Annotated in this window: 25 protein-coding genes and 1 riboswitch; of the genes, 19 read left to right on the plus strand and 6 right to left on the minus strand. The window is 47.9% G+C overall.

From position 1 onward, the window contains the following. Window positions 1-11 precede the first annotated feature (11 nt). From P404_RS0109360 to P404_RS0109370, 3 genes are all read right to left on the minus strand, one after another. The gene (locus P404_RS0109360; protein ID WP_026830581.1) at window positions 12-797 is read right to left on the minus strand and encodes a glucose 1-dehydrogenase; all 786 of its coding nucleotides are present in this window, start codon (window positions 795-797) and stop codon (window positions 12-14) included. 15 nt (window positions 798-812) lie between these two features. Then, entirely contained in the window at window positions 813-1,664 is an 852-nt protein-coding gene (locus P404_RS0109365; protein ID WP_026830582.1) for a GRP family sugar transporter, read from the minus strand. A 137-nt stretch (window positions 1,665-1,801) separates the two neighbouring features. Further along, complete coding sequence (locus tag P404_RS0109370) at window positions 1,802-3,430, minus strand: ABC1 kinase family protein (protein WP_014969239.1); 1,629 nt, start codon at window positions 3,428-3,430, stop codon at window positions 1,802-1,804. Between the two features lie 165 nt (window positions 3,431-3,595). On the opposite strand from P404_RS0109370, the gene P404_RS0109375 reads away from it, so the two are divergent. Together P404_RS0109375 and P404_RS0109380 are read left to right on the plus strand one after the other, a co-directional pair. Next, on the plus strand, window positions 3,596-4,207 hold the full coding sequence (locus P404_RS0109375) for a trimeric intracellular cation channel family protein (RefSeq protein WP_014969240.1): 612 nt from the start codon (window positions 3,596-3,598) through the stop codon (window positions 4,205-4,207). Beyond that, a complete protein-coding gene (locus P404_RS0109380; RefSeq protein ID WP_026830583.1) occupies window positions 4,204-4,572 on the plus strand; it encodes a DUF423 domain-containing protein in 369 nt (122 codons plus the stop codon). The genes P404_RS0109375 and P404_RS0109380 overlap by 4 nt, the downstream gene beginning before the upstream one ends. 577 nt (window positions 4,573-5,149) lie before the next feature. Here P404_RS0109380 and P404_RS18595 read toward each other — a convergent pair. Next, window positions 5,150-5,299 (minus strand): hypothetical protein, encoded by a 150-nt coding sequence (locus P404_RS18595; protein WP_012369127.1) that lies wholly within the window; start codon window positions 5,297-5,299, stop codon window positions 5,150-5,152. 93 nt (window positions 5,300-5,392) lie between these two features. Continuing rightward, window positions 5,393-6,169: a hydrogen peroxide-dependent heme synthase gene (hemQ, locus tag P404_RS0109390; protein ID WP_026830584.1), complete on the minus strand. Its 777-nt coding sequence runs from the start codon at window positions 6,167-6,169 to the stop codon at window positions 5,393-5,395. Between the two features lie 343 nt (window positions 6,170-6,512). Here hemQ and pta point away from each other — a divergent pair, with 343 nt between their 5' ends. From pta to P404_RS0109435, 8 genes are all read left to right on the plus strand, one after another. Then, window positions 6,513-7,499 (plus strand): phosphate acetyltransferase, encoded by a 987-nt coding sequence (gene pta, locus P404_RS0109400; protein ID WP_026830586.1) that lies wholly within the window; start codon window positions 6,513-6,515, stop codon window positions 7,497-7,499. Between the two features lie 66 nt (window positions 7,500-7,565). Beyond that, window positions 7,566-7,665, plus strand: a riboswitch (purine riboswitch). Between the two features lie 74 nt (window positions 7,666-7,739). Further along, a complete protein-coding gene (locus P404_RS0109405; protein WP_026830587.1) occupies window positions 7,740-8,324 on the plus strand; it encodes a xanthine phosphoribosyltransferase in 585 nt (194 codons plus the stop codon). Beyond that, window positions 8,321-9,628, plus strand: a complete 1,308-nt coding sequence (locus P404_RS0109410) for a nucleobase:cation symporter-2 family protein (protein ID WP_026830588.1) — start codon at window positions 8,321-8,323, stop codon at window positions 9,626-9,628. Before P404_RS0109405 ends, P404_RS0109410 begins: the two co-directional genes overlap by 4 nt. Window positions 9,629-9,851: 223 nt before the next feature. Then, window positions 9,852-11,228 (plus strand): amino acid permease, encoded by a 1,377-nt coding sequence (locus P404_RS0109415; RefSeq protein ID WP_026830589.1) that lies wholly within the window; start codon window positions 9,852-9,854, stop codon window positions 11,226-11,228. Window positions 11,229-11,318: 90 nt separating this feature from the next. Then, the gene (locus P404_RS0109420) at window positions 11,319-11,618 is read left to right on the plus strand and encodes a rhodanese-like domain-containing protein (RefSeq protein ID WP_014969248.1); all 300 of its coding nucleotides are present in this window, start codon (window positions 11,319-11,321) and stop codon (window positions 11,616-11,618) included. A gap of 137 nt (window positions 11,619-11,755) precedes the next feature. Then, window positions 11,756-13,735, plus strand: coding sequence for a methyl-accepting chemotaxis protein (locus P404_RS0109425; RefSeq protein WP_026830590.1), 1,980 nt, complete (start codon window positions 11,756-11,758; stop codon window positions 13,733-13,735). Window positions 13,736-13,889: 154 nt separating this feature from the next. Beyond that, window positions 13,890-15,083, plus strand: coding sequence for a DUF2157 domain-containing protein (locus tag P404_RS0109430; RefSeq protein ID WP_026830591.1), 1,194 nt, complete (start codon window positions 13,890-13,892; stop codon window positions 15,081-15,083). Then, on the plus strand, window positions 15,080-15,523 hold the full coding sequence (locus P404_RS0109435; RefSeq protein ID WP_014969251.1) for a GDYXXLXY domain-containing protein: 444 nt from the start codon (window positions 15,080-15,082) through the stop codon (window positions 15,521-15,523). The genes P404_RS0109430 and P404_RS0109435 overlap by 4 nt, the downstream gene beginning before the upstream one ends. A gap of 135 nt (window positions 15,524-15,658) precedes the next feature. On the opposite strand, the gene folE2 is transcribed toward P404_RS0109435, so the two are convergent. Beyond that, entirely contained in the window at window positions 15,659-16,564 is a 906-nt protein-coding gene (folE2, locus tag P404_RS0109440) for a GTP cyclohydrolase FolE2 (protein ID WP_014969252.1), read from the minus strand. A gap of 306 nt (window positions 16,565-16,870) precedes the next feature. Here folE2 and P404_RS0109445 point away from each other — a divergent pair, with 306 nt between their 5' ends. The 9 genes from P404_RS0109445 to heR all read left to right on the plus strand — a co-directional run bounded on the left by P404_RS0109445 (window position 16,871) and on the right by heR (window position 24,691). After that, entirely contained in the window at window positions 16,871-17,728 is an 858-nt protein-coding gene (locus P404_RS0109445; RefSeq protein WP_026830592.1) for a TerC family protein, read from the plus strand. 152 nt (window positions 17,729-17,880) lie between these two features. Further along, on the plus strand, window positions 17,881-18,636 hold the full coding sequence (locus P404_RS0109450) for a TerC family protein (protein WP_014969255.1): 756 nt from the start codon (window positions 17,881-17,883) through the stop codon (window positions 18,634-18,636). A 61-nt stretch (window positions 18,637-18,697) separates the two neighbouring features. After that, window positions 18,698-19,831 (plus strand): YfbR-like 5'-deoxynucleotidase, encoded by a 1,134-nt coding sequence (locus P404_RS0109455; protein WP_026830593.1) that lies wholly within the window; start codon window positions 18,698-18,700, stop codon window positions 19,829-19,831. A 14-nt stretch (window positions 19,832-19,845) separates the two neighbouring features. Further along, window positions 19,846-21,045: a Bcr/CflA family multidrug efflux MFS transporter gene (locus P404_RS0109460; protein ID WP_026830594.1), complete on the plus strand. Its 1,200-nt coding sequence runs from the start codon at window positions 19,846-19,848 to the stop codon at window positions 21,043-21,045. Window positions 21,046-21,210: 165 nt separating this feature from the next. Next, complete coding sequence (locus P404_RS0109465; protein ID WP_026830595.1) at window positions 21,211-21,462, plus strand: hypothetical protein; 252 nt, start codon at window positions 21,211-21,213, stop codon at window positions 21,460-21,462. Next, a complete protein-coding gene (locus P404_RS0109470; protein WP_014969259.1) occupies window positions 21,452-21,973 on the plus strand; it encodes an NfeD family protein in 522 nt (173 codons plus the stop codon). The genes P404_RS0109465 and P404_RS0109470 overlap by 11 nt, the downstream gene beginning before the upstream one ends. After that, a complete protein-coding gene (locus P404_RS0109475; protein WP_026830596.1) occupies window positions 21,970-23,493 on the plus strand; it encodes a flotillin family protein in 1,524 nt (507 codons plus the stop codon). The genes P404_RS0109470 and P404_RS0109475 overlap by 4 nt, the downstream gene beginning before the upstream one ends. After that, window positions 23,490-23,681, plus strand: coding sequence for a hypothetical protein (locus tag P404_RS0109480; protein ID WP_026830597.1), 192 nt, complete (start codon window positions 23,490-23,492; stop codon window positions 23,679-23,681). Before P404_RS0109475 ends, P404_RS0109480 begins: the two co-directional genes overlap by 4 nt. 230 nt (window positions 23,682-23,911) lie before the next feature. Continuing rightward, window positions 23,912-24,691 carry a heliorhodopsin HeR gene (heR, locus tag P404_RS0109485; protein WP_051590476.1) on the plus strand — a complete coding sequence of 260 codons (780 nt, stop codon included), beginning with the start codon at window positions 23,912-23,914 and terminating at the stop codon, window positions 24,689-24,691. Window positions 24,692-24,790: the final 99 nt, after the last annotated feature.

Consider the following 24,790-nt stretch of genomic DNA (forward strand, 5'->3'; position numbering starts at 1 on the left):
AAACGCGGGTATTACCCGCGTCCTGCTTGAAATGATGGATAAAGTGTCATCCCGCCATCTGCAAACAGCGTGATGCCAGTGACATAACTTGCTTCATCGGAGGCGAGCCACGCGGCGACCGCGGAAATTTCTTCCGGTTTTCCGATGTTCCCCATCGGAATCATGCTTTCAACATCGGCACGTTGTTTCGGATCTTCGAATTTCTCCGCATTGATCGGTGTATTGATTGCACCTGGTCCGATTGCATTGATTCGAATTCCTTTTGGAGCGTACTCCATCGCCAGTGTCTGCGTCATCAGTTTGACGCCACCCTTACTAGCCGCATAATGAACAAACGTTGGCCACGGGATGATTTCGTGAACACTCGACATATTGATGATGTTGCCTTTGACGTCATGTTCCACAAAGTATTTGAGCGCTTCACGGGCGCCGAGGAATGCACCGGTCAAGTTGACATCAATGACCTTCTGCCAATCTTCAAGAGACATCTCGTGAGAAGGTGACGGCATTTCGACACCGGCATTATTCACGAAGACGTCGAGTTGTCCAAAGTGGTCGACGGTTTGTTTGACGAGATTGATCATATCGTCTTCTTTTGAGACATCCCCTTGAACGGTCAAGGCTTCACCGCCGGCTTGTTTGATGTCTTCTGCGATTTTAGACGCCTCTTCCGGGTGACTCCGGTAATTGATGACGACACGCATGCCTTCTTCTGTATAACGGCGAACGATTGCTTCACCGATTCCCATTGATCCACCTGTTACGATGACGACTTTTCCTTTTAGACTGTTATACATAAGATGATTTCCTCCTTATTGTTTCGTAAATCCGATCATGATCCCGCCAACGACAACCAAGATACAGCCAATGATGACGAACGTCATTTCTTTTTTTGTTTTTGTTTCTTTTAAGAGTAGGACGCCACCGATCGTCGAGATGACGACACCGGTTTGTGACAATGAAAAACTGGTTGCGACACCAACTTTGGCTGTGGCGAATAGCAGGGCAATATTCCCGACGGCCCACATCAGACCGCCAATCGTATTGCCGGCTGTTTTCTTCGTAAATAAATTGCCTTTACGCAACGACAGGAGAACCGCACTGATGACCATCCCGACTGCTTGCGGTAAGACCGCTTCCCAACCGTTGATGTTAAACCAACGGGCGATGACGACATAGCCAACATATCCGACGGTCGAAATCAAAAGCAGAAGTAAGCCTTTTCCGATATTTTCATCTTGTTTACTTTTGTCTTCTTTATAAGAAGTGAACGCTGCTCCGGCGACGATTAAGACAAGCGCACTGATTCCAAGTAGCAAAGCGGTCCGGTTCGACCACTCACCAAAGGCGAGGACACCGAATAAAGAGGTTCCGACGAGTTGCATCCCCGTCGAGATCGGCATCGTTTTTGAGACACCCATTTGTTTAAAGGCCGCAAACTGATTCATTTGACCAAGTGCCCAAAAGGCACCGGAGAAAAATCCGGCGACCCAAGCCGTCGTCGAAAGTTCAGGACTGACAAAAAAGAACGTAATGACAGCAAACATCAAAGCTCCAAGTGTCGTTCCGATAATTTGTTGTTCCGTCGAACCACCGATTTTAGAGACGACTAACGGAAGTGTCCCCCACATCAAGGCCGGTACGAGCGCAATTAAGATATCAATCACGTGTTTCACCTCTTCTACTTTTCTTTCTATCTACTTGAAGATGTACCCCGGGAACAGGCTTAAAAAACATGGAAGAACTTAAAAAAGTTATTCCAAAATAAAAAACGTTCTCCGCAGAGAACGTTTTTGAAGACTCATTTAAAGGGTTCGTCCGCAATCCGGACAATTTGACGACCGATTCGTCGTCCGTTCCATAAAGCGATGATGGCAATGGTAAGCGATGCACCCATCAAATCATAATGGGCCAGAAAATAGCCGGTATAGCTGACGGGGAGGCTGACGATTCCGACGAGAGAACTGGTCCACTGGCGAATCTTCAGAGACTCCATGTTGGCGATCCGAGAGAATTTCTGTTGCTCGAATAGACGCCACCGGGTGGGTTCGCTAAGCGCATCGTTGACAAGACGTGGGAAGGCAAGGAGGCGTGCGCCATAAGAACCCGCGATCTGTAAGTAACGGTTTTGGTTTTTCCCTTCTTCATCCAGCCACCTTCGGACCATCGGTTTGGCAAGTTCCAGTAAATTAATTTTCGGTGATAAAATTTGCAGGATTCCAAGGATCGTCGAAGCGGCTCGACCGAAAAAGGCAAACTCAGCCGGCAATTGAATCGGTTCGTTTCGAACGAGTAATTCAATATCCGATAATACTTTTTCAATCAATTTCGTATCGACGTTCTCCATGTCACTTTCAAGATAGAAGGTGACCGCTTTTTCAATTGCTTGACGAATGTTTTGTTTGTTGGCGTTTGGTAACAAAAACCGTAAATCTTCGAGTCCGTCAACGATCGCATCGTAATCGAGCGTGACGAACGACTGGAGTATGCGTTGAATGGCCCGCATATCATCAGCGGTCGTCGCCCCGATCATTCCGAAATCCAGCAGGACGATGCGTCCGTCACTTTGGACGAGGACGTTACCCGGGTGGGGGTCCGCGTGGAATTTTCCGCCGAACAACAGCTGTTCACCGGCATTTAAAAACAGATTACGGGCTAATTCGTCTCGATCAATATTATGTTTTTCTAAAAACTCGAGATCCGTGATCCGGGTACCTTCGATCCACTCCATGACAAGCACACGGTTCGTACAATGCTCTTCAAAGTAATCCGGAATGTAGATGACAGGATTCGTTTCGTACATTTTTTTGAAATACAGTCCATTTTTCAATTCTGTCCGGTAGTTCAGCTCATCTCCGATGACGAAGACCATTTGACGGTACAGACTCTGTAAATCCGTTGATTTATTGAGGGACGTCCGGCGGAGCATCGCAATGACGAGCCGCATCGCCCGGAAATCCGTTTTGATAATTTGTTCGATGTTCGGCCGTTGAACTTTAATCGCGACTTTGCGACCGTTTGATTTGAGGGTCGCACTGTAGACCTCGCCGATCGAAGCAGAGGCGACCGGACGCGGGGAGATATCATCGACGATATCTTCGATTGAAGTGCCCCAGTCTTCTTCAATGATTTTACGGGATTCTCCAAGCTTGCTTGACGGGACTTTATCAACGAGTTCCGTCAGCTCCATCAAAACGGATGGAGGAAACAGATCGGCCCGAATCGAGAGAAACTGTCCGAGTTTAATGAGGAGTCCTTCGAGACGAAGGGCTTTTTTCTTATAATCACGCGCAATCGTAATCATGATGCGCTCAAATTCTTCATTATTCGTACCGGGTCGGTTCTTCCGGGTGAATCGATAAATCGTCCAAATGTAACGAGCGAACATCGTTACGATGATGAAAATCCGATAAAGCGCCCAACGTTTCATACGGTCACCTAGCTTCCTGTACAGTTTGTTTCAGTATAGGTTACTTTACCTAAAAACGTCACTTACAAACGGTTGAATCGGTGACAGAAAAAATAAGCTTGCCGGAATCGAAAAAGAGCGTATAGTAAGTATTGGAATTTCTATTGAGAAAGGTGAAATGTGCGTATGTCCTGGGACTTGTTAAATATCATCGGCACGGTTGCGTTTGCGATGAGTGGTGCGATTGTCGCGATGGAAGAAAAATATGATTTGTTTGGCGTGTGGTTACTCGCGTTGATCACGGCATTTGGCGGCGGCGCCATCCGAAACCTGCTGATTGGGGTCCCGGTCTCCGCGCTCTGGTCGCAAGGTGGTCTATTTTTGATTGCGATTTTAGTCGCCTTGCTGATTTTTGTCTTACCGCAATTATTTTTACCGCACTGGACACGATGGGGTGTCCTCGCTGATGCGCTTGGCTTATCGGCATTTGCGATTCAAGGTGCTTTGATGGCTTCCGCCAAAGGATTGCCGTTATCCGCAACGATTTCCGCTGCTGTGTTGACGGGAGTCGGCGGTGGGGTGATCCGCGATCTGCTCGCCGGTCGCAAACCACTGGTCCTGCACAAAGAAATCTACGCGATGTGGGCCGTCATGGCAGCACTTGTCATCGACCGGTTTGAGCTGACCAATCCACTCCATTTGTTCACATTACTTGGTCTGATCACGATTTTACGTATGCTATCCTATTATTATGAATGGAATTTACCAGCACGACGTTTAGGGGGAGAAAAAGAATGAAAATCTTAATCATGATTGGGGCACTGTCGATGATGATGGCAGTGGCACTCGGGGCGTTTGGTGCCCATGCGTTAAAAGATATGTTGTCCGAGCGGATGCTCGCGAACTGGCAAACCGGCGTCCTCTATCAGATGGTTCACTCGCTTGGCATCCTCGCACTTGGCGGGATGTTATTAAAAGTGTCGATTTCACAATTTTCACTGGCCGGCTGGTTGATGCTCGCCGGAATCGTCTTCTTCTCTGGCAGCCTGTACGTAATGGCGTTGACAGGAGTGACGAAGCTGGGAGCGATTACACCAATTGGTGGTGTCCTGTTCATCGCGGCTTGGATTTTTGTCGCCATCGGGGCGTATAAAGGATTGTAACATTGACACTCCCACGATTAAAACCGTGGGATTCTGAAGTGCTTGTGCGAGCGCAGTCCATTTCTGTTTGGCTCAAGCCTTCAGATGAGGGTGTGCCATCACCCCTCCTGAGACAGACCGTATAGGTTCTCAGGCTGATGGACTGTTACCATCCACCACAGGTCGTTGCAGGTGTGTCCACCTGGTGTTTTAGCGTCTTTTGCGTGACGACAGGCATCGTTTTACCGGTCACATGTTTTCGTGACCGAACCGTATACGATTTTCAAGGGGCGATGGACACAGGCGTTTTAGAGACTTGTACTTGTCTATGGGATAGATATACCCGAACGTCGGGATAGATATACCCGAACGTCGGATGTGAAAACATCCGAACTCACTTTCATCCCATGCCTAAAGGCGGGCTATGCCCGATATGGGCTTTCCCGTTCGTAAAATCTGTAAGGATCTACTCGCTTCACGTGACTCGAACAGAGAAACGGATGAAGCGGATAGATCCTTTTCTGATAAACGCAAAAAAACCGGCAAACAGAACGTCGTCTGTTCACCGGTACGATATAGAGCGATGGAAGCAGATGCCTCAGCGCTTGGCAGGTTGTGTTTTATTTAGCTTCGATAATGCTTGCTCATAGCGATCCAGTACACGTTCCGCGACTGGCTTTAGCTCTTTTGAAAGCACAGCGAATTGCAATTCACGCGATCGTGTCGATCGGTTCATAGCATTCCCCATGGTAATTCCTCCTTCAGGTACAAATCTGACAGTTTTTGTGGCCGCAAAGAGTATATTCCCGTAGGGTTTTCCTATGAAACGTGATTCAGCAGATTAAAGTGCGAAATGTGCTTCGAGCTCGTCCGACTCGAGACGGTTACCAATGAAGAACTCACCGAATTCACCATATTTTGCACTGACTTCGTCAAACCGCATTTCATAGACGATTTTCTTGAACTGGAGAATATCGTTAGCGAAGAGGGTGACGCCCCATTCCCAATCGTCAAATCCAGTCGATCCGCCGATGATTTGTTGAATCTTGCCGGCATAACTCCGACCGATCATCCCGTGACGGTACATCAGCTCTTTGCGTTTCTCCATCGAGAGTGTGTACCAGTTGTCACCGTCGCGGCGTGACTTGCTCATTGGATAGAAACAGATGTGCTTCGATTTTGGCAGGATTGGATAGAGACGGTCGCGGACATACGGATTTTCGTAAGGGTTACCTTCTCCTGAACCACGGTATGTCCCAAGTTCGACAACGGACACATACGAGTAGGTTGGGATGAGGTAATCGTAGAGATCAAGCTTCTGCATTTTGACTTCGACGGCTTGAATGTCTTCCATCGTCGGACGAAGGACCATCAAGACGAGGTCGGCTTTTTGACCGATGATCGTATAGAGGGCATGGCTTCCTTCTTTTTGTTCTTCGACCTGTGCGAGTTCACTCAAGAAAGCTTGGAATTCATGAACCATCTTTGTCCGGACCGTAGCTTCGACTTGCTTGAGACGGCTCCAGTCAATCCGGCGAAAATCATGGAATGTATACCAGCCGTCGAGTGTTTCGGCGGCTTGTTGCGTAACGGTTGGTTCTGATGATTGATGTTGCATAAGAAAACCTCCTGAATCTGGAATGGTAAACGGGTTGATCCATGTTCAATCTTACCATATCTTTTCAAATTGCCCGTAAGAAAACGGTTCATTTCAAAAGCGGACCGGACATATATCCCGAAGGAACAGGGTATGCTCTTAAAGGGTGTGAGATTTTCAGAATGTCCGGAACTGTACTATATGAAAAAAATACTGTAATAGTATTCGAAAAGCCAGTCGTAAGAATGAAAAAAACACTTTTTTGCAAATTGTTTTAACAACGAAACAGAACTGTGTATAATGAACAATGGAATGCAACAACAACAGAAACCGACACTTATTCGCCATAAAAGGAGCTAATATCATGCAATTATTCGAAATGCTTGAGACAAAAGTCAAAGCCCATCAACCAACGATCGTTTTCCCGGAAGGAATCGATGCTCGTGTTCTTGGGGCAGCTGTTCGTCTGAAAAAAGATGGTCTTGTCACGCCAATCGTCATCGGACCACGCGTTAAAATCGAAGAGACGGCAACGGCGAATCAGATCGACGTGACGGATCTTGAAACGATTGATCCGGCTTCATACGACGGAATCGAAGAATTAGTCGCGTCGTTCGTCGAACGTCGTAAAGGAAAAGCAACAGAAGAACAAGCGCGTGAAGTCATCCTCAAAGACGTCAACACGTTCGGCACGATGCTCGTCCACACCGGCAAAGCAGAAGGTCTTGTCTCGGGTGCGATGCACGCGACTAGTGACACGGTTCGTCCGGCACTTCAAATCATCAAAATGCAAGAAGGCTATAAAAAGACATCAGGTGTCTTCATCATGGTCCGTGACGATGAGCAGTATGTGTTTGCTGACTGTGCAATCAACATCGCACCAGACGCAAACGATTTAGCAGAAAACGCGATTGCTTCTGCAAAAACGGCAAAAACGTTTGGTATCGATCCGAAAGTTGCGTTGCTCAGCTTCTCGACAAAAGGTTCAGCGAAATCACCGGAAACAGAACGTGTCGTCGAAGCAACACGTCTTGCAAAAGAACGGGCACCAGAACTCGCAATCGATGGAGAATTACAATTTGACGCAGCATTCGTTCCAAGTGTCGCGAAATCAAAAGCACCGGAGTCAGATGTTGCCGGTCATGCGAACGTCTTCATCTTCCCAAGCCTTGAGTCTGGAAACATCGGCTACAAAATTGCACAACGTCTTGGTGGTTTTGAAGCAATCGGACCGATTCTTCAAGGACTCAACAAACCGGTCAACGATCTGTCACGTGGCTGTAACGAAGAAGACGTCTACAAATTGGCGATCATCACGGCAGCGCAAGCTGTTGAAGAACGCCAAGCGTAATCCATTTTCGAAAAAGACTTTACTTTTTCAGCGAACTCCGTAAAATGGAACACATCACGCATCAACGAATAAACGTATAGCAACGCTCGTATAATAGTGGGGATTGGCCCACGAGTCTCTACCGGATCGCCGTAACGATCCGACTACGGGTGGTGAGTTACTGCTCTCTTTTTAGCGTACAGTGGCTGCCCCCGGGTAGCGGCTGTACGTTTTTTTTCGTTCAAAAAGGAGAAATCAGTTATGAAACGTTTGGAAGAAATGATTAAACAAGAAGGATTAGTCTTATCGGATCAAGTCTTAAAAGTCGATTCCTTTTTAAACCATCAGGTCGATCCGACTCTGATGTGGGAAATTGCATACGAATTCATGGACCGGTTCAAAGATGCTGGGATTACCCGGATTTTGACGATTGAAGCAGGGGGAATCGCCCCGGCGATGATGACGGCACTCCGTCTTGGTGTTCCGATGGTCTACGCACGGAAAACAAAGTCGCTGACGTTAAATGAAGGCACGATATCAGCGGAAGTCTACTCGTTTACGAAACAACAGACCAGTACGATCACCGTCGCTGAAAAGTATCTGCAGGCAGGCGAACGGGTGTTGATCATCGATGATTTCCTGGCGAACGGCGAAGCCGCCTTTGGTCTGGCGAAACTCGTGGAACAGGCGGGAGCTGAAGTGGCAGGCTTCGGAATCGTCATTGAAAAATCATTCCAACCGGGCCGTCAAAAATTACTGGATGCCGGGTTCCGCGTCGAATCGTTGGCACGGATTAAAAAACTGGAAGCCGGACAAGCGACGTTCGTTGACTCGGTGAACGTATGAAGACCTTGTCGAACGTCAAGGCGGCAAGTCTCGGTCTGCAGCATGTGTTAGCGATGTATACCGGAGCCGCGATTGTTCCGTTGATTGTCGGCAGTGCGATCGGCTTGTCGGGTGAAGAACTGGCCTATCTCGTCGCGATTGATTTATTTATGTGTGGCGTTGCGACGTTACTGCAAGTCTTCGTGACGAAATATACCGGCGTCGGCTTACCGGTCGTCCTCGGCTGTACGTTTACGGCGGTCGGTCCGATGATTGCCATCGGAAGCCTGCAGGGAATCACGGCGATTTATGGTGCCTTGATCGCGAGCGGACTGATCATTTTGGTGATTTCCGGATTATTCAGCCGGATTGCGGTACTGTTTCCACCGGTCGTCCTCGGATCCGTCGTGACGATTATCGGGATTTCGCTGATTCCAGCGGCCATCAACGATATCGGCGGCGGACAGGGAGCGAAGGATTTTGGTGATCTGCGGTACTTAGGACTCGCCGGGTTGACGATTGTTTTGATTTTAGTCTTCAACCGATACGGGACTGTGTTTTCAAAAGCGGCAGCCGTGTTGATTGCCGTCTTGATCGGCACGTTGGTCGCATTCGGAATGGGGATGATTGATTTCAGTCCGGTCGCCGAGGCGTCGTGGTTCCAGATGGTGACACCGTTTTACTTTGGTGTACCGACATTCAACGCAACTGCGATTCTGACGATGACACTCGTTGGTCTCGTATCGATGGTCGAGTCGACGGGTGTCTTCTTGACACTTGGGGAAATCACCGATAAAAAGTTGACTGACAAGGACTTGGCGCGTGGTTACCGGGCGGAAGGGGCTGCGACGATCATCGGCGGGATTTTTAACAGTTTTCCGTATACGACGTACAGCCAAAACGTCGGTCTCGTCCAGCTGACGGGGGTAAAAACACGGAAAGTCATCGTCTTTGCCGGATTCTTTTTGATTGTGCTTGGTTTCTTACCAAAAGTCGCGACGTTCACGACCTTGATTCCAAAACCTGTCCTCGGTGGAGCGATGCTCGTCATGTTCGGCACCGTCGCAGCAAGTGGGATTCGGATTTTATCCCGTGTCAATTTTGCTAAAAATGATAATGTGATTACCGTGGCCTTAGCGCTTGGTGTCGGACTTGGCATCAGCATGAATCCGGCGATTGTCGCGTCACTGCCGGAACAAGTCCGTGTCTTGACGGACAGCCCGATCGTCGCAGGATCGTTGACGGCACTGGCGTTAAATGCTTTGTTCCGTCTTACCGAACAGAAGTCATCGTCTGAAAAATCACGTCTCGCTAAAGTTGAATAAGGTTTGTAACTTCTCAGAGGGGAGCAGTCCGCTATACTATTTTGTATAGATGGTTGCTCCTTTCATATTTCGTTACATAAATCAGAATATTTCGAGTATGTGTTCTTGAACAAAAATATCACTTGAAAACGTTTACAAAACGGACACAATTTCATTATACTGACAACGTAGCGGTTAGGGGAACTGCTAGGAAACAAACAGAGACGGGAAGGACGTCGTACAGATGAAACAACAGACAGAACTGAATCGGGGATTAGAAGAACGTCACATTACATTGATGTCGCTGGGGGCGGCAATCGGTGTCGGACTGTTCTTAGGATCGGCAAAAGCGATTCAATTAGCTGGACCAGGAATACTGATCGGATACTTAATCGGTGGTCTTATTATCTTTATCATCATGCGTGCACTTGGGGAGCTCGCAGTCCGTGAACCGGTATCAGGCAGTTTTGCCGAATATGCCCGGAAATATGTCAGTCCGCTAGCCGGGTTCCTGACAGGATGGAATTATTGGTTACTCTGGATTTTCACATGTATGGCCGAAATTACGGCCGTCGGGATCTACATGCAAGAATGGTTCCCGAACTCACCAACGTGGATGTGGGCACTCGGTGCGCTCATTCTGATGACGAGCATCAACTTCATTGCCGTTAAGTTTTATGGGGAATTTGAATTTTGGTTTGCGTTGATTAAAATTGTCGCCATCGTCGCGATGATCATCCTCGGAACACTGACGATCGTCATTGGTTTCGGGAACGGTGGTACACCGGTCGGGATTTCAAATCTTTGGTCGCACGGCGGTTTCTTACCAAACGGATTTGGTGGGGTCTTACTTGCGATGCAAATGGTCATGTTTGCCTTCTTAGGGATTGAAGTGATTGGGGTCACAGCAGGGGAAGCAAAAAATCCGAAGAAAACGATTCGCAAGGCCGTCAACAACGTTTTTTGGCGAATCCTGGTTTTCTATATCGGCGCATTGTTCGTCATTCTGTCGATTTATCCGTGGGATCAAGTCGGACAGAATAACAGCAGTCCGTTTGTATTATTGTTTGAATCATTAGGTATTCCGGCAGCGGCTGGAATCATCAACTTCGTCGTCTTGACGGCAGCCTTGTCGTCATGTAACTCAGGGATCTTCTCGACGGCACGAATGATGATGAACTTGTCGCAAAATCAGGAAGCACCGAAACGATTTGCGAAGATTTCAAAAAATGGTGTACCGGCACTGGCAACGATTCTTTCCGGAGTTGCCTTGTTGGTTGGCGTCGCCTTGAACTACTTCTTACCGGATGATGTCTTTGCGATTGTCACGAGTATTGCGACGTTCGGTGCGGTCTGGACATGGGCGATGATCTTGATTGCCCAGATGCGGGCACGGAAAGTCCATGGAACAGCTGAATTCGCGGTTCCGTTTTTCCCGATTGCGAACTATGTCGCGTTAGTCGCTCTCGCAGGTGTCATCGTCTTGATGGCGTTTGATGCGGGGACGCGGATTGCACTTGTCGTTGGACCACTTTGGTACGTGATTTTGATTGCCGTCTATTATGCACGGGGTATGCATAAAGAAAAACGCCAATCGTTTGACCAAGCATCAGGGGAATAAAAAGAGATCAGCTTCGGCTGGTCTCTTTTGTTCTGTTTTGCTACCGGTTTTGCTACACTGAACACAGATGAAATTAGAGGAGGAACCATCATGAAGACGATCCATGTCGATGAATTACAAGAAAAGCTTGAAGCAGGCGAAGCGTTACACGTCGTCGATGTCCGGGAACAAGACGAGTATGACGCTGGTCATATTCCAAACGTCCGTTTTCTCCCGATGTCTGAAATCGGTGAACGTTATACGGAACTGCAAGAAGGAGAGAAATATTACCTGATTTGTAAAGCCGGTGGACGAAGTGAGAACGTCGGACGGTTCTTGGAACAGTACGGATATGACGTCGTCAACGTTGAAGGCGGCATGATGAATTGGAAGGGCGATCAAGAAGCCTGAGTTAAATCAGCTAAAAGAAGAAGGTTCCTTGTAAAAAGGAATTTTCTTCTTTTTTTATTTGCTGTGAAAAAATACACATTCTAGCCGATAAAAAGAATAGAACAACGAGTCATCGTACTCGAGAATGGGAGTTAGATATGAAAGAAAAGAAAAAGCGTACATTGAGCATCAAACAAAAACTGATTTTGACCTCTATGCTCTTATTATTGATTCCGTCTTTACTGATTGGCTTTGTTTCTTATAGCCAAGCGAAACAAAAAATCACGAATGAAATCTTACAGTCGGCCCATTCCGGTGTCGACCGGATGAATGATGAGGTCATGAATATCGTGGATCCGATGCGACGGGATGTCGCGTTTTTTGCGGACCGGATTGACGGGACACTGTATCAAGCAGGCAAACAAAACCTCGACTTAAAAGAAAAAATGACCGAATACTTAGATACACATCCCCAGGCCGCCAATATTTATTATGCGACGACGACTGGAGAGATGACGATCTATCCGGAGCAGTCGATGCCGGAGGATTATGACCCGCGGGACCGTCCGTGGTATCAAGCAGCAGAAGAGGCGAAAGGAAAAGTCGTCATCACGGATCCATATGTCGATGCGGCATCTGGAAAGATGATGATCACCCTCTCACAAACCGGTGGCAATGGACGAGGCGTCATCGCAATTGACGTCGATGTCGACCGGATCGCAGAAATCGCAAAAAAAATCAAAATTGGTAAAGAAGGTTACGTGACGATTTTGGACTCTGGTAAAAAATTCGTCAGTCACCCGACGCTAAAACCCGGTGAAAAAGCCTCAGGGGACTGGGTGGATTCAATTTACGCCGGCAAAGAGGGGCAATTTTCCTACCTGTTTGAAAATGAAGACAAACAAATGGACTTCATGACAAACAATCTGACGGGTTGGAAAGTCGCCGGCACGCTGTACGACTATGAAATCACGGAGGAAACATCGAGTATCCTTTGGACGACACTTGGCGTCATCGCCGTGACGTTCGTCTTTGCAGCTATTCTTTTATTCTTCATCTTACGTTCGATCCTCAGTCCGCTGAACCGTTTAACGAAAAGTGCGGAACGGATTCAAGAAGGCGATTTGACGGAACAGGTCGTCGTCGAATCCAACGATGAAATCGGGCAAGTGGCGGAAAGCTTTAACGTCATGATCGTATCGCTCCGTTCGATCATTACGAATCTTGACCAATCGATCGGACAGGTCGCGGCTTCGTCAGAGGAATTGATGGCGAATGCGGCACAAACGACGGCAGCATCCGAACAAATCGCTGGTTCGATCCAAGAGATGGCAGCAGGTGCTGGTCAATCGAAACGTCAGCTCGACGGAAATGCGGTTTCTTTGCAGGCCATTACATCGGGTGTCATGCGGATTGCGGAAAGTTCGACGAATGTCTCCGAATTATCGCGTGCGACAGCAGCGGAAGCGGAAGACGGAACGGCAGCAGTCGTTAAAAACGTCGAGCAGATGAAGGCAATTGATACGTCGGTCGAAAACTTCGGGGAAGTCATCCAATCCCTTGCCCACCGTTCCAATGAGATCGGAAAGATTGTCGACGTCATCAACGGCATCGCGACGCAAACCAATCTGCTTGCTCTGAATGCGGCAATCGAGGCGGCGCGTGCCGGTGAGAACGGAAAAGGATTTGCGGTCGTCGCAAGTGAAGTCCGTAAACTCGCCGAACAATCACAGGAATCGACGAAACAGATTTCGCATTTGATCCAAAACATCAAACAAGAAACAGAACGGTCCGTCTTCTTGATGAAAGAAGTATCACATCATACAAAAGCAGGACTCGAAACGACGGAAGATTCTGCCGTCCGTTTCAAACAAATCATGTTACGGACACAAGAGATGACACCACGGATCGAAGACGTCACGGCGACAGTCGAAGAAATTGCCGCCAACGTTCAGGAAGTGTCGGCATCGGCAACTGAAATCGCCCATATCGCAGATGAGAATTCTGCGGCATCGGAACGTGTGGCCGCAACGACTGAAGAACAACTCGGCTCGATGGAAGATATTTCACAATCGGCTAAAACGTTGTCGGACATGGCGGAAGAATTACAAGTCCTCGTTTCACGATTTAAAGTATAATCCTTCAAGCGACCGTCACCTCGAGTGTCGGTCGTTTCTTATTCGGAAAAAGACGTTGTCATAGACCGGATTTCTGCTAAATGTTGCTTGAATAGAACAAGAAACGGGAAAATACTTCTATGGCCTGGCAACTTGAAATCGGGAGGTGTCCACGATGGCACGGCTGACAAAATTAATGGAATGGCAACAAGCTGGTCTAATTGATGCAGAGACGATTGAGCGGATTAAAGACTACGAAACACATCGCCAAAAAAAGCAACGTGTCCCACTTTTATTGATAATCGGACTGACGTTCGTCGGTCTGGCGCTACTCAGTTTTTTGGCGGCGAACTGGCAGGTGATTCCTGCACTCATTAAAATCGGGTTGGTCTTAGTCATCATGGTCAGCTGTTATGTGTTTGCCGATTTGTCAGAGCGTCGAGCGATTTGGAATCCCGTCACCTTTCGCATTCTTGGACTGGTCGCATTCGCAGGAGCCCTCATTGTAACGGTTCAGAGTTTTCATATGTCGATGCAGGGGTCCTTCATCGGATGGGCAGTTTTTGTCGCGGCGCTCGCCCATTTTTTTACGTGGCGTCATACGGCCTATGCCGTCTTCGCCTTTATTGCAAGTTTGAACATTTTAACGGCAGGGGGTGGATTTGGGAGTGAACAAGCGACGTTTCTCGACTGGACGTCAATCGTCTTCCTTGTACTCGTCTCACTCGCCTGGTTTTACTTTAGCCAATCGTTACCCTCACTTGTCTTCAGTTGGCTAGTTCTTTATTTTTCAGGTCTGGAATTGTTTGTACTCGTCTCGTATGACGGTGTACTCTGGCCGATCTGGACCTTGTTCATCCTTGTCCCACTGTTACTTGTCGTCAAACACGATGTCCATCGTCAGTTTTTATATCACCTGTATTTAGTTGTTGCAGCCATCAACTCGCTAGTGTATCTGACGGTCCGCGCCGAAACGACGAACGCATCGATTCCTTGGGGCGAAGCGATCGCCCTTGCCGTCTTTGGTGTCGCGATCGGCTATTTGATCTATCAAAAATTCCGTCCGTTGCTCTGGCTGTTACCACTGGGTCTGTTCGGTTTGTTGTGGTTTGACGAACAAGCGATTTTGATTGCAGCCCTCGTCGAAATCATTGCGTTTGTCTATTTGATCGAACAGGAACGCAGAGGTCATCGTTTGACGATTGCCTTTGTCTACTTCATTGCTGTCCAACTGACGATCTACTTCATCTATGCTTGGGATCGTCTCGACATGTCTCTCTTCTTCTTGGTCGGTGCACTGTTGGTCTTCTTCGTTGCCGGTGTCTTGTGGTGGGTGCGAAAACGTCGTGAGGGAGGAGTTCCGTCATGAAACGGTATCTGTTTCCGGTATTACAAATCATCGTTGTCTTAGGGGTGATCCTCAGTTTTTATTCGATTTCCTGGTTTGGTGACAGCTATCGTTTTCGGGCGGAACCCTTTGATCCGTTTAATCCCGTCTACGGTGAGTATGTCATGTTGCAATACCCTGACTTGAAGCCCGAGGACTCGATTAAAAAAGGATTGGTCTATGTCACATTTACGACCGATGCGGATGGTTATGCAAAGATTGACCGGATTTCGAATGAACGCTTTTTTGGTTCTGTTGCGGGGGATTATTATGATCAATACGTGACGATTCCACAATTGACACAATATTACGTGGAACAAGGCACGGGTAAAGGCTATGAGGATGCTAAAAAACTAGAGGTCAAAGCGGATGTCTCGCCTTGGGGAACCGTTCGGGCGACTGATTTAACGGTGCGAAAATGACTTGAGTTGAATTGAATCAAAAAAACCGCACAGACCAATCACTTCGAAGAAGTGATTGGTCTGTGCGGTTTTGATATCATGCTGATTTTTTAAGTGTAAAAGCTGACGTTTGAGTCAGCATTGTGATCTTGATTCTTATTGTGCGTCTTTATCAAACGTGATTCGGGCAATCGCATCATGTTGGTGAATCGTTTCTTCGTTGCGGCATTCGACGAAGAACGACGCGATTGGATCCATTTCGTAAAGGTCGGCAGCGATCAAGCGCACCATATCTTCGACGAAACGTGGGTTTTCATACGCCATTTCAGTGACACGTTTTTCATCCGGACGTTTGAGGACAGGGTGAAGTGGAGCAGATGCATTCGATTCTGCTGCGTCGAGGAGTTCCTGTTTCCAGTTAAACTCTTCAGCTTCGTCCCGTAACGATGCTTCCATCGTGACGTAACCCCGTTGGTTGTGGGCGCTGTACTCACTGATTTCTTTTGAGCATGGGCAGAGTGTCGTGACGTTGATCGTCAGACCAACCGATAAAGTCGCTTCGTCCGTTTCCGTATTGACGCTGACGGTTTGCCAGACTTCGGCATTCATCAAACCGCTGAGCCCCGTGGCTGGTGCTTTCCGCGAAAAGAACCATGGGTACCGGATTGTGAGTTGACCTTCTGCTTGTTCCATCCGCTCAGCGAGATCGCGGGCGAATTGAATGAGTGATTCATTTGTGACGACCCAACCTTCGTGATGGTACTGGTCAAGTTGCTCCGTCAAACGACTCATGTTGATTCCTTTACGGTCTTGCACAAGCGACGTCGAGAGTTCAAATGTTGCAATCGTTGCTTGTGTCGTCTCACCATCTTGAATGACGACCGGATGTTTGACGTTCGAGATTCCGACTGCATCCAGTGCAAACAGGAAATTTTTTGGTGTATTCTGAAGATCAATCATTTTCTCTTTTTCAGTCGGCTTTGTTCCTTTAATAGGAGGAACTGAACCAAACAACTTGTGACGCTCTTCTTTGGTTGGCAATGTAATCGGGTAGGTAGACATTCAAATCGGCCCCTTTGTCCTTTTGTAGTAGTGCAAGTAGTATTAACATGACAGGAATGCTAGAGACGAGCAAGTCTGGTGATTCCGGGAATGTGTTTTCGCGACGTATCGTTGATATGAATTTTATCACGAACGCCTCTAAAAACGAAACCCGCAAGGCTCGGAAGAAACAGTTTGCTGATTTAGAGGCATAACTTGCTTGCAATCGGGTATATTATCGTATAGTATGTGTTCATGTGAACGTGTAAAGATGTGTCTTGTGAATTCTTGATGTAACTTATATTGTAATAGGAAGGAATGAAGTAGATGGATTGGCAGTTAGTACTTCAATATGCCTGGGTCGTCCTCGTTTTAATCGCATTAGAAGGACTCCTTTCGGCAGATAACGCGCTTGTTTTAGCGGTGATGGTAAAACATTTACCTGGCGAGCAACAGAAAAAAGCTTTATTTTATGGATTGGCAGGAGCATTTGTTCTTCGATTTGCGGCATTATTCGCGATCTCATTCCTCGTCGACATTTGGCAGATCCAAGCACTTGGGGCAGCCTACTTGCTGATCATGGGACTACGGCATATCTATAAAACCGTCAAGGCCCGGCGAATTGGTGAGAATCATGGAGCTGAAAATGAGCGCGACGCAGAACCAAAATCAGAAGAACCGGTTTCAAAAGCAGAGTTTTGGAAAACAGTCGCAAAAATTGAATTCGCTGACCTCGCGTTTGCGGTCGATTCGATTTTGGCAGCTGTCGCCTTGGCTGTTGCGCTTCCAAACTGGGGAACTGGTGAAGTCGGTGGCTTGAACACAGGTCACTTCGTCGTCATCTTAACCGGTGGATTGACGGGTGTCGTCTTGATGCGTTTTGCAGCACGTGTCTTCGTACGGTTACTCGCGGAACGTCCGGGTCTTGAAACAGCCGCTTTCGCAATCGTTGCGTGGGTCGGTGTCAAACTCGCTGTTCTTGCACTTGAACACCCGAACTACCATGCATCGATTGAAGGAACGATTTTTGAAGTGATGAAGCTTCCGGAAGGATTTGCCCACAGTACACCATGGCAGATTTTCTTCTGGACAGTCATGGTCAGTCTCGCACTGTGGGGTTGGTTCTCTTCTCCGAAAACAAAATCAAATCCAGATGCACAAAAGAAAGTCGAAAAACATCTGTAAGATCTTTGGGCTCTCCTTCACGGAGAGTCTTTTTTTGTCTAATAATCCGAAAGACCGGGTAAAAAGATGAATCAGCTCCAAGTCTTCAGTCTTTTTCTTTTAGGTAAGTCGACTTATAATAAACTTACTGAACAAAAAGGAGATTCGTTTTTATGGATATTGGATTAATTACGCAGTATGCGACGGTTGGACTTGTCTTAATCATCTTACAAGGATTACTGTCGGCAGATAACGCCATGGTCATGGCGGTTCTCGTTCGTCCGCTACCGGATGAGCAACGAAAAAAAGCTTTATTTTATGGATTGATCGGGGCTCTCGTCTTACGTTTCATCGCGATTTTCTTTGCCTCGTATTTAGCAACGATTTGGGAATTGCAGGCACTTGGTGCGGTGTACCTCTTCTACGTCGCGTTCAAAGGAATCGTCGAGGCACGTTCCAACAAACATCAAGTTCCGGACGCGCTGTCGTCTGGAAAAGCCTCACCGAATTTTTGGTGGACCGTCGTCAAAGTCGAGTTTTCCGACTTGGCATTTGCTGTTGACTCGACGCTTGCGGCAGTTGCGATGGCAACGACGTTACCGATGATCGGTGGTACGATCGGTGGTCTGAACACGGGACAATTCTGGGTCGTCTTCTTTAGCGGCATCATCGGCCTTGTCATCATGCGTTACTTTGCGAGTTGGTTTGTCGTCTTGCTACAGAAACGACCGGGAATCGAAGAAGCTGCCTTTTGGCTCGTTGCTTGGGTCGGTGTCAAGCTCGTCGTCATGACACTCGCGCACCCATCCATTCACGTCTTGCCACACGAATTTCCGGAAAGCACATTATGGCAATCCATCTTCTGGGTTGTGCTCGTCTTGATTTTGGTGTTAGGTTGGTTTAGAAGCGGTACAAAAACAGAAAAATAACAATTAGGAAAACGGACAGGGTCATCATTCCTCTGTCCGTTTTTTATGAGGAGTGAGGACGATGCAAAACGGTAATTTTATTCGAATGCTGACACGGATGCAGAATGTACCACGTTGGGATGAGTACGCACCCCGTTTTCCGGATAATGCGGCGAGCCATAGTTTTCGGGTCGCCTTATTTAGTTTAATGGCGAGTTATCTCGAACAAGAAGCAACAGGCGTCAAATACGATCGTCTGTCGCTGCTCGGGAAAGCGTTGTTTCATGACATGAACGAAGTCATCACGGGACCGATTAAACACCGAACAAAAAAAGAACCGACGCTTCACGCCCATATCCAAGCGATGGAACAACAAGCGAGTGAGAAACTCGTCGCCTTGCTATCCAAATCGTTACAACCCGATTTTACGAGCTATTTAGTGTTTGCTGAAGATGAATCCCGAGAAGGACGGATGGTCGAAGCAATCGATACGTTTGATGCGATGTTGTTTGCAAAACGAGAAGCAGAAATGACGGGATCCGCCTTTTTTACGGCCAAAACGACGGAACTGAAAATCGTTTTATTGGATCATCCGTTGTCCGCGATTCGGACATTGACCGAGTCCGTCTTTGCAGGAGACACGATGTCCCGCTTCATTGATAATATCTTAATGATGGACACGATTCGCCGTTGGAAAGGGCGCTTCAACACGATTGATGACAACGATGCGACACATGCGTTTCGTGCGGCGTCACTTGGTTTATTTAATGGTCTGATCGAAGCCAAAAAATATGGCGTGCCGATCGATACGGCGGAAGTTGTCTCACGGCTCCTTTGTCATGACTTGGTCGAAGGGACGACGGGAGACGTCCTTGGTCCCGTCAAACATGCGACACCGGTCACAGCGGCGGCTTTTGAAGCCTATGAGCGGACAGAAGGGGAAGCCTTGATTGATTTGTTGCCTCTGTCCATGCGACAAGAATTCCATCGTTTTGTCGTCGAAGCGAAGGATGAGACGTACGAAGGACAAATGGTCGATGTCGTCGATAAGCTTGATGCGTTGATCAAGATGAACATGGAACGAAAACTGAACGGAGTCGAATATGAGACGGGGTACCGGGCACAATTAAAGAAAGTCCAGACGGTCTACGAAAATCCATCGGTCGTCTTTTTCCTGGCCTATGTCTTACATGACTTGGATTACGTAACGTCTTAAAAAGGAGGAACATCATGACGAATACCTCGCCGATTCAAACGAAACGACTGACGTTCATCCTGATTTTAGGATCACTGGCAGCGCTTGGACCACTCTCGATCGATATGTATTTACCGGCATTTCCCGATATGTCACGTTCCTTTGGTGCGAGTGCATCGTCGATCCAACTGAGTTTGACGGCCTGTATGCTCGGAATGGCCCTCGGACAAATCATCGTTGGACCGCTCAGTGATGTCCGCGGGCGAAAACGTCCATTATTGCTCGCATTATTCGCTTACCTGCTCGCATCACTCGCCTGTGCGTTTGCGCCGACGATTGAGGTGTTGATTGCCCTGCGGTTCGTTCAAGGGGCGGCTGGAGCGTCCGGTATCGTCATCTCACGAGCGATTGTCCGTGATTTGTTTGAAGGTCCGGAATTGACGAAGTTTTTTGCGGCCTTATCACTGGTCAACGGAACGGCACCCATTCTCGCCCCGATCATCGGGGGACAGATTTTGCGGTTTGGCGACTGGCGGGTTGTGTTTTATCTCCTTGCGATCTTAAGTACGCTGATGCTGATCGCGGTGGCCTTCCGTTTACCGGAAACACTCCCGGTTCATCACCGCGTCGAGGGGAATTTAAAAACAACGTTCCAAACATTCGGGCGGTTGTTATCGGACCGGACGTTCCTCGGATATGCCTTCGCTCAAGCCTTTGCGATGGGTGCGATGTTCGCGTATATTTCCGGCTCGCCGTTCGTCTTACAAAATATTTATGGGGCGACTCCGCAACAATTCAGTTTTTTGTTTGGTCTGAATGGGATTGGGATCATCATCGCGGCACAAACTGCGGGACGACTTGCCGGTCGTGTCGACAGTGAAAAGATGATGCGCATTGCCTTGATCGTCGTGGCGTTAGCCGGCATTTGTCTATTTCTTGCGTTGACCTTATCGAGTTCACTTGTTCTCGTCATGATTCCGTTGTTCTTCGTTGTCTCGAGTGTCGGGATGATTTCGACACTTGGTTTTACCTTGGCGATGCAGAATTACGGTTCGACGGCAGGAAGTGCTTCGGCGTTACTCGGTCTATTGCCGATGCTCGTCGGGTCACTTGTCTCACCACTCGTCGGAGTGATGGGCGAAGACTCGGCGTTACCGATGGGGTTGATCATCATGACACTCGATTGCCTGGCCTTGCTCGTGTACACGTTGCTGATTGTTCGAAAAAAAGGATAAGAAGATAATGACAATGAAGCCGATTCCTTTTTGAATCGGCTTTTTTGTTGCGGATACATTCAGATTCCAGAAAAAAGTAAAAAAGGATTCAATGGATTTTGAAACTATTTCCAAAAAGAGACCGTAAATAAAAGTGAGCTCAGCACGCAGGAAAGGAGCAGTCGGATGAAAAAACGATCTCTTTCGGATACACGGCCGGTATCTGAACCAAAGAATCAAGGAACACTTGAAAGTATGTTGGCGCGGCATTACGCGGCACAAAAAAAGTATGCCCGCAGATGTCAGGAGGCAGGCAGTCCACGTGAAAAAGAATTAGCCGAATTGTTATATGAAGAAAATCGACACGCCTATCTTCAAGCTTACTGCCAACTGTACGGATCGAATCCGTTTATCGAGGTGACAGAACATGGACGTTAGTACTCTTTATCTCTATGCGCTTGCCGCCGCTGGCTGTGGCGTTTTACTGTCTGTCGTTTTTTCCGATTTGATTCCGAGCATCGATCAAATCTTTCATCCGACGTTAATCTTGTCCTTTGTCATTTTGACATCCGCTTTTGGATTTGGACTGGAACATCTGACGTCACTTGGTTCGCTCGTTATTTTGCTGATCAGTGCCGGTATCAGTCTTATTTTGACGTCTTTACTGCATTTATTCATTTTTGTACCGCTCGCCAAAGCAGAGCAATCGATCAGTTTTTCGGAACAGACCCTCGAAGGACGCAGTGCCATCGTCATCATCCCAATTCCGGAGGCAGGCTACGGTGAAATTCTCATCGACGATGTTTCGGGGCGGATTTCCAAATCAGCCGTTCTTTTTGAAGGTCCTGCTTTAGAACAGGGAACGAAAGTCATCATCATTGAAATCAAACAAGGCGTGGCCCATGTCATGACCTATCCTACTCAATGGAAAGAGGAGATGTTTTTATGAATCCGATCATTATCGTGGCCATCATTGCCGGCGCTCTGATCTTAGCGCTGATTGCCTTATTCGTGACCAAATACCGGACAGTCGGACCGGAGGAAGCATTGATCGTGTCCGGAAGTTATCTCGGGAATAGTCCGACCGTCAACACCGATGAGTCGGGGAACCGGGTCAAAATCATTCGTGGTGGCGGGGCATTCATCTTACCCGTCTTTCAACAGGCTTCCCCGATCAGTTTACTGTCAAGTAAGTTAGAAGTGACGACACCGGAAGTCTACACGGAACAAGGGGTTCCGGTCATGGCGGACGGAACAGCGATCATTAAAATCGGCAGCTCGATTTCGGAAATCGCGACAGCTGCCGAACAATTTCTCGGTAAATCAAAGGAAGACCGGGAAGGCGAGGCCCGTGAAGTCCTCGAAGGTCACTTACGGTCGATTCTCGGTTCGATGACGGTCGAAGAGATTTACAAGAATCGGGATAAATTCTCACAAGAAGTGCAACGTGTTGCGTCTCAGGATTTAGCGAAGATGGGACTGATCATCGTATCGTTTACGATCAAAGATGTCCGCGATAAGAACGGTTACTTGGAGTCACTCGGAAAACCGCGAATCGCTCAAGTCCGCCGCGATGCCGACATCGCGACGGCCGATGCGGAAAAAGAGACGCGGATCAAACGGGCGGAAGCATCAAAAGACGCAAAGAAAGCCGAACTCGAACGGGCGACGGAAATTGCGGAAGCGGAAAAAGAAAATCAGCTGAAGATGGCCGATTACCGCCGCGAGCAAGACATCGCGAAGGCGAAAGCCGATCAAGCATATGATCTTGAAAATGCACGGGTTCAGCAGGAAGTCACGGAACAACAGATGCAGATCAAAATCATCGAACGCGAAAAACAAATCGAACTCGAAGAACGTGAGATTCTGCGTCGCGAGAAACAATACGATGCGGAAGTCAAAAAACGGGCGGACGCCGATCGCTACTCGATTGAACAGGCGGCTCAAGCCGACCGGGCAAAACAGTATGCGGAAGCGGACGCGACGAAATACCGGATCGAGGCATCTGCGAAAGCCGACGCCGAACGGATTCGTCTCGATGGTCTCGCCAAAGCGGAAGCCGAGCGGGCACAAGGGGAGACAGAAGCGGATATCATCCGCCTGAAGGGTCTCGCGGAAGCCGAAGCAAAAGAAAAAATCGCCCAAGCCTTCGAACAGTTTGGACAAGCAGCGATTCTCGACATGGTCATCCGGATGATGCCGGAATATGCGAAACAAGTCGCAGCACCACTTGGCAATATCGACAAGATCACGGTCGTCGATACGGGAAGCGGCGAAGGCGGTGGAGCGAACCGGGTGACCGGCTACGCAACCGACTTGATGGCTTCTCTGCAGGAGACGCTTAAAGCATCATCCGGAATCGATGTCAAAGACTTGATTGAGAATTTCTCGGGCAAAGGAACGGCGAAACCGTTGACGGTCAACTTGAATCAAGGGGAACCGGTCGCGTCGGGAACGAAGTCTGAATGAAACCGAACGTTGTCTTGATGATACTGCTCCTGCTTGTCGCAGTGCATCTCGTCGTCCCGATTTCGCCACTCATTCTCGTGGCGATTGGCGCGGGCTTTGGGCTGTATAAAGGCTATACATCACAGGGCGGGTTCAACTCAATCTTTAAAGTACGACAAAAGCAGACGCTTGATGGACGGATGCACTGACGTTTGAATGGTATCACCGAAACGGTTCTCTTAGAAAATGGACGCAACCACGTAAAAACCCGAAGGATTGGCATCTTCTGTCTAAGAATGACGCCAATCCTTCGGGTTTTGATAGGATTTCATTCAAGTGATTGCACACATATTGACATGTTTATGACACCTGTCTAGGGGTAAATCAAAAGTACATCAAATGCGTTAAGGGTAAGAAGAGGATCTTAAGGAGGAACACTATGGCTGAAACTACACGTTCGATTGCGTCGGGAGTGACACCTCAACGTTTGAAAAACCTTCGTCTTTGGAATATTGGGCTTGCAATCCTCCATCTGGGACAAGCTGCGTCGATCCTTTTTCTAACGACAGACTTCGCAATACCTGTCATCAGTTCTTACATCGACGGACCGCCCGGAGCGGGAGCACTGGTATCTGAGTCGCTTTTTGATGTACGAATTGGTTGGGTAGTAGCTCTCTTTCTAACTCTAGCCGGACTTGATCATTTAATAACAGCGACTTTTGGGCGAAACATGTATGAACGTGACCTCATGCATGGAATGAATCGATTCCGTTGGGTCGAATATTCGTTTAGTGCCACTGTGATGGTTGTTATCATTGCTTTGTATTGGGGGATTGTCACAATTAATGCGTTGATCATCATCGCCGGTGCGAATGTAGCTATGATTCTTTTTGGATATTTGCAAGAACGAATGAATCCTCCTGGAAGAAAGACCACAACCATGCTGCCGTTCTGGTTTGGTTCGCTTGTCGGGATCACACCATGGATTGCGATGGGCATCAACATCCCGCTTTACTCGGATGCGCCACAGTATATCTTTGTCATCCTTGGTGTTCAAGGCGTCTTGTTCTTTTGTTTTGGTCTGAACCAGTGGCTTCAATATCGTGAGATCGGTCGATGGACCGATTATGCGTTCGGTGAGAAAACATATCTTGTGCTGAGCTTAGCCGCAAAGTCTTTATTGGCTTGGCAGATTTTTGCCGCGTCGCTTATTTCATGATTTGTATCAAGACAAATGAAACGCCTTTAACAAAATAAGAGCTGAATTAAAAACGCCTGGGACCAAATGTCCTTTGACGATAAAAAACGAACGTTCCCT

This window comes from Exiguobacterium antarcticum DSM 14480 (assembly GCF_000685865.1).
GTDB classification, from domain to species: Bacteria; Bacillota; Bacilli; order Exiguobacteriales; family Exiguobacteriaceae; genus Exiguobacterium_A; species Exiguobacterium_A antarcticum.

What these genes read in the sequence shown, in the direction of transcription:
- P404_RS0109405 (WP_026830587.1), top strand. Translation starts at nt 7,740, where the DNA reads ATGAAACGTTTGGAAGAAATGATTAAACAAGAAGGATTAGTCTTATCG.
- P404_RS0109450 (WP_014969255.1), top strand. Translation starts at nt 17,881, where the DNA reads ATGGATATTGGATTAATTACGCAGTATGCGACGGTTGGACTTGTCTTA.
- P404_RS18595 (WP_012369127.1), bottom strand. Translation starts at nt 5,299, where the DNA reads ATGGGGAATGCTATGAACCGATCGACACGATCGCGTGAATTGCAATTC.
- folE2 (WP_014969252.1), bottom strand. Translation starts at nt 16,564, where the DNA reads ATGTCTACCTACCCGATTACATTGCCAACCAAAGAAGAGCGTCACAAG.
- P404_RS0109415 (WP_026830589.1), top strand. Translation starts at nt 9,852, where the DNA reads ATGAAACAACAGACAGAACTGAATCGGGGATTAGAAGAACGTCACATT.
- P404_RS0109455 (WP_026830593.1), top strand. Translation starts at nt 18,698, where the DNA reads ATGCAAAACGGTAATTTTATTCGAATGCTGACACGGATGCAGAATGTA.
- P404_RS0109380 (WP_026830583.1), top strand. Translation starts at nt 4,204, where the DNA reads ATGAAAATCTTAATCATGATTGGGGCACTGTCGATGATGATGGCAGTG.
- P404_RS0109445 (WP_026830592.1), top strand. Translation starts at nt 16,871, where the DNA reads ATGGATTGGCAGTTAGTACTTCAATATGCCTGGGTCGTCCTCGTTTTA.
- P404_RS0109460 (WP_026830594.1), top strand. Translation starts at nt 19,846, where the DNA reads ATGACGAATACCTCGCCGATTCAAACGAAACGACTGACGTTCATCCTG.
- heR (WP_051590476.1), top strand. Translation starts at nt 23,912, where the DNA reads ATGGCTGAAACTACACGTTCGATTGCGTCGGGAGTGACACCTCAACGT.
- P404_RS0109435 (WP_014969251.1), top strand. Translation starts at nt 15,080, where the DNA reads ATGAAACGGTATCTGTTTCCGGTATTACAAATCATCGTTGTCTTAGGG.
- P404_RS0109425 (WP_026830590.1), top strand. Translation starts at nt 11,756, where the DNA reads ATGAAAGAAAAGAAAAAGCGTACATTGAGCATCAAACAAAAACTGATT.
- P404_RS0109465 (WP_026830595.1), top strand. Translation starts at nt 21,211, where the DNA reads ATGAAAAAACGATCTCTTTCGGATACACGGCCGGTATCTGAACCAAAG.
- P404_RS0109375 (WP_014969240.1), top strand. Translation starts at nt 3,596, where the DNA reads ATGTCCTGGGACTTGTTAAATATCATCGGCACGGTTGCGTTTGCGATG.
- P404_RS0109470 (WP_014969259.1), top strand. Translation starts at nt 21,452, where the DNA reads ATGGACGTTAGTACTCTTTATCTCTATGCGCTTGCCGCCGCTGGCTGT.
- P404_RS0109360 (WP_026830581.1), bottom strand. Translation starts at nt 797, where the DNA reads ATGTATAACAGTCTAAAAGGAAAAGTCGTCATCGTAACAGGTGGATCA.
- P404_RS0109420 (WP_014969248.1), top strand. Translation starts at nt 11,319, where the DNA reads ATGAAGACGATCCATGTCGATGAATTACAAGAAAAGCTTGAAGCAGGC.
- P404_RS0109370 (WP_014969239.1), bottom strand. Translation starts at nt 3,430, where the DNA reads ATGAAACGTTGGGCGCTTTATCGGATTTTCATCATCGTAACGATGTTC.
- pta (WP_026830586.1), top strand. Translation starts at nt 6,513, where the DNA reads ATGCAATTATTCGAAATGCTTGAGACAAAAGTCAAAGCCCATCAACCA.
- hemQ (WP_026830584.1), bottom strand. Translation starts at nt 6,169, where the DNA reads ATGCAACATCAATCATCAGAACCAACCGTTACGCAACAAGCCGCCGAA.
- P404_RS0109410 (WP_026830588.1), top strand. Translation starts at nt 8,321, where the DNA reads ATGAAGACCTTGTCGAACGTCAAGGCGGCAAGTCTCGGTCTGCAGCAT.
- P404_RS0109430 (WP_026830591.1), top strand. Translation starts at nt 13,890, where the DNA reads ATGGCACGGCTGACAAAATTAATGGAATGGCAACAAGCTGGTCTAATT.
- P404_RS0109475 (WP_026830596.1), top strand. Translation starts at nt 21,970, where the DNA reads ATGAATCCGATCATTATCGTGGCCATCATTGCCGGCGCTCTGATCTTA.
- P404_RS0109480 (WP_026830597.1), top strand. Translation starts at nt 23,490, where the DNA reads ATGAAACCGAACGTTGTCTTGATGATACTGCTCCTGCTTGTCGCAGTG.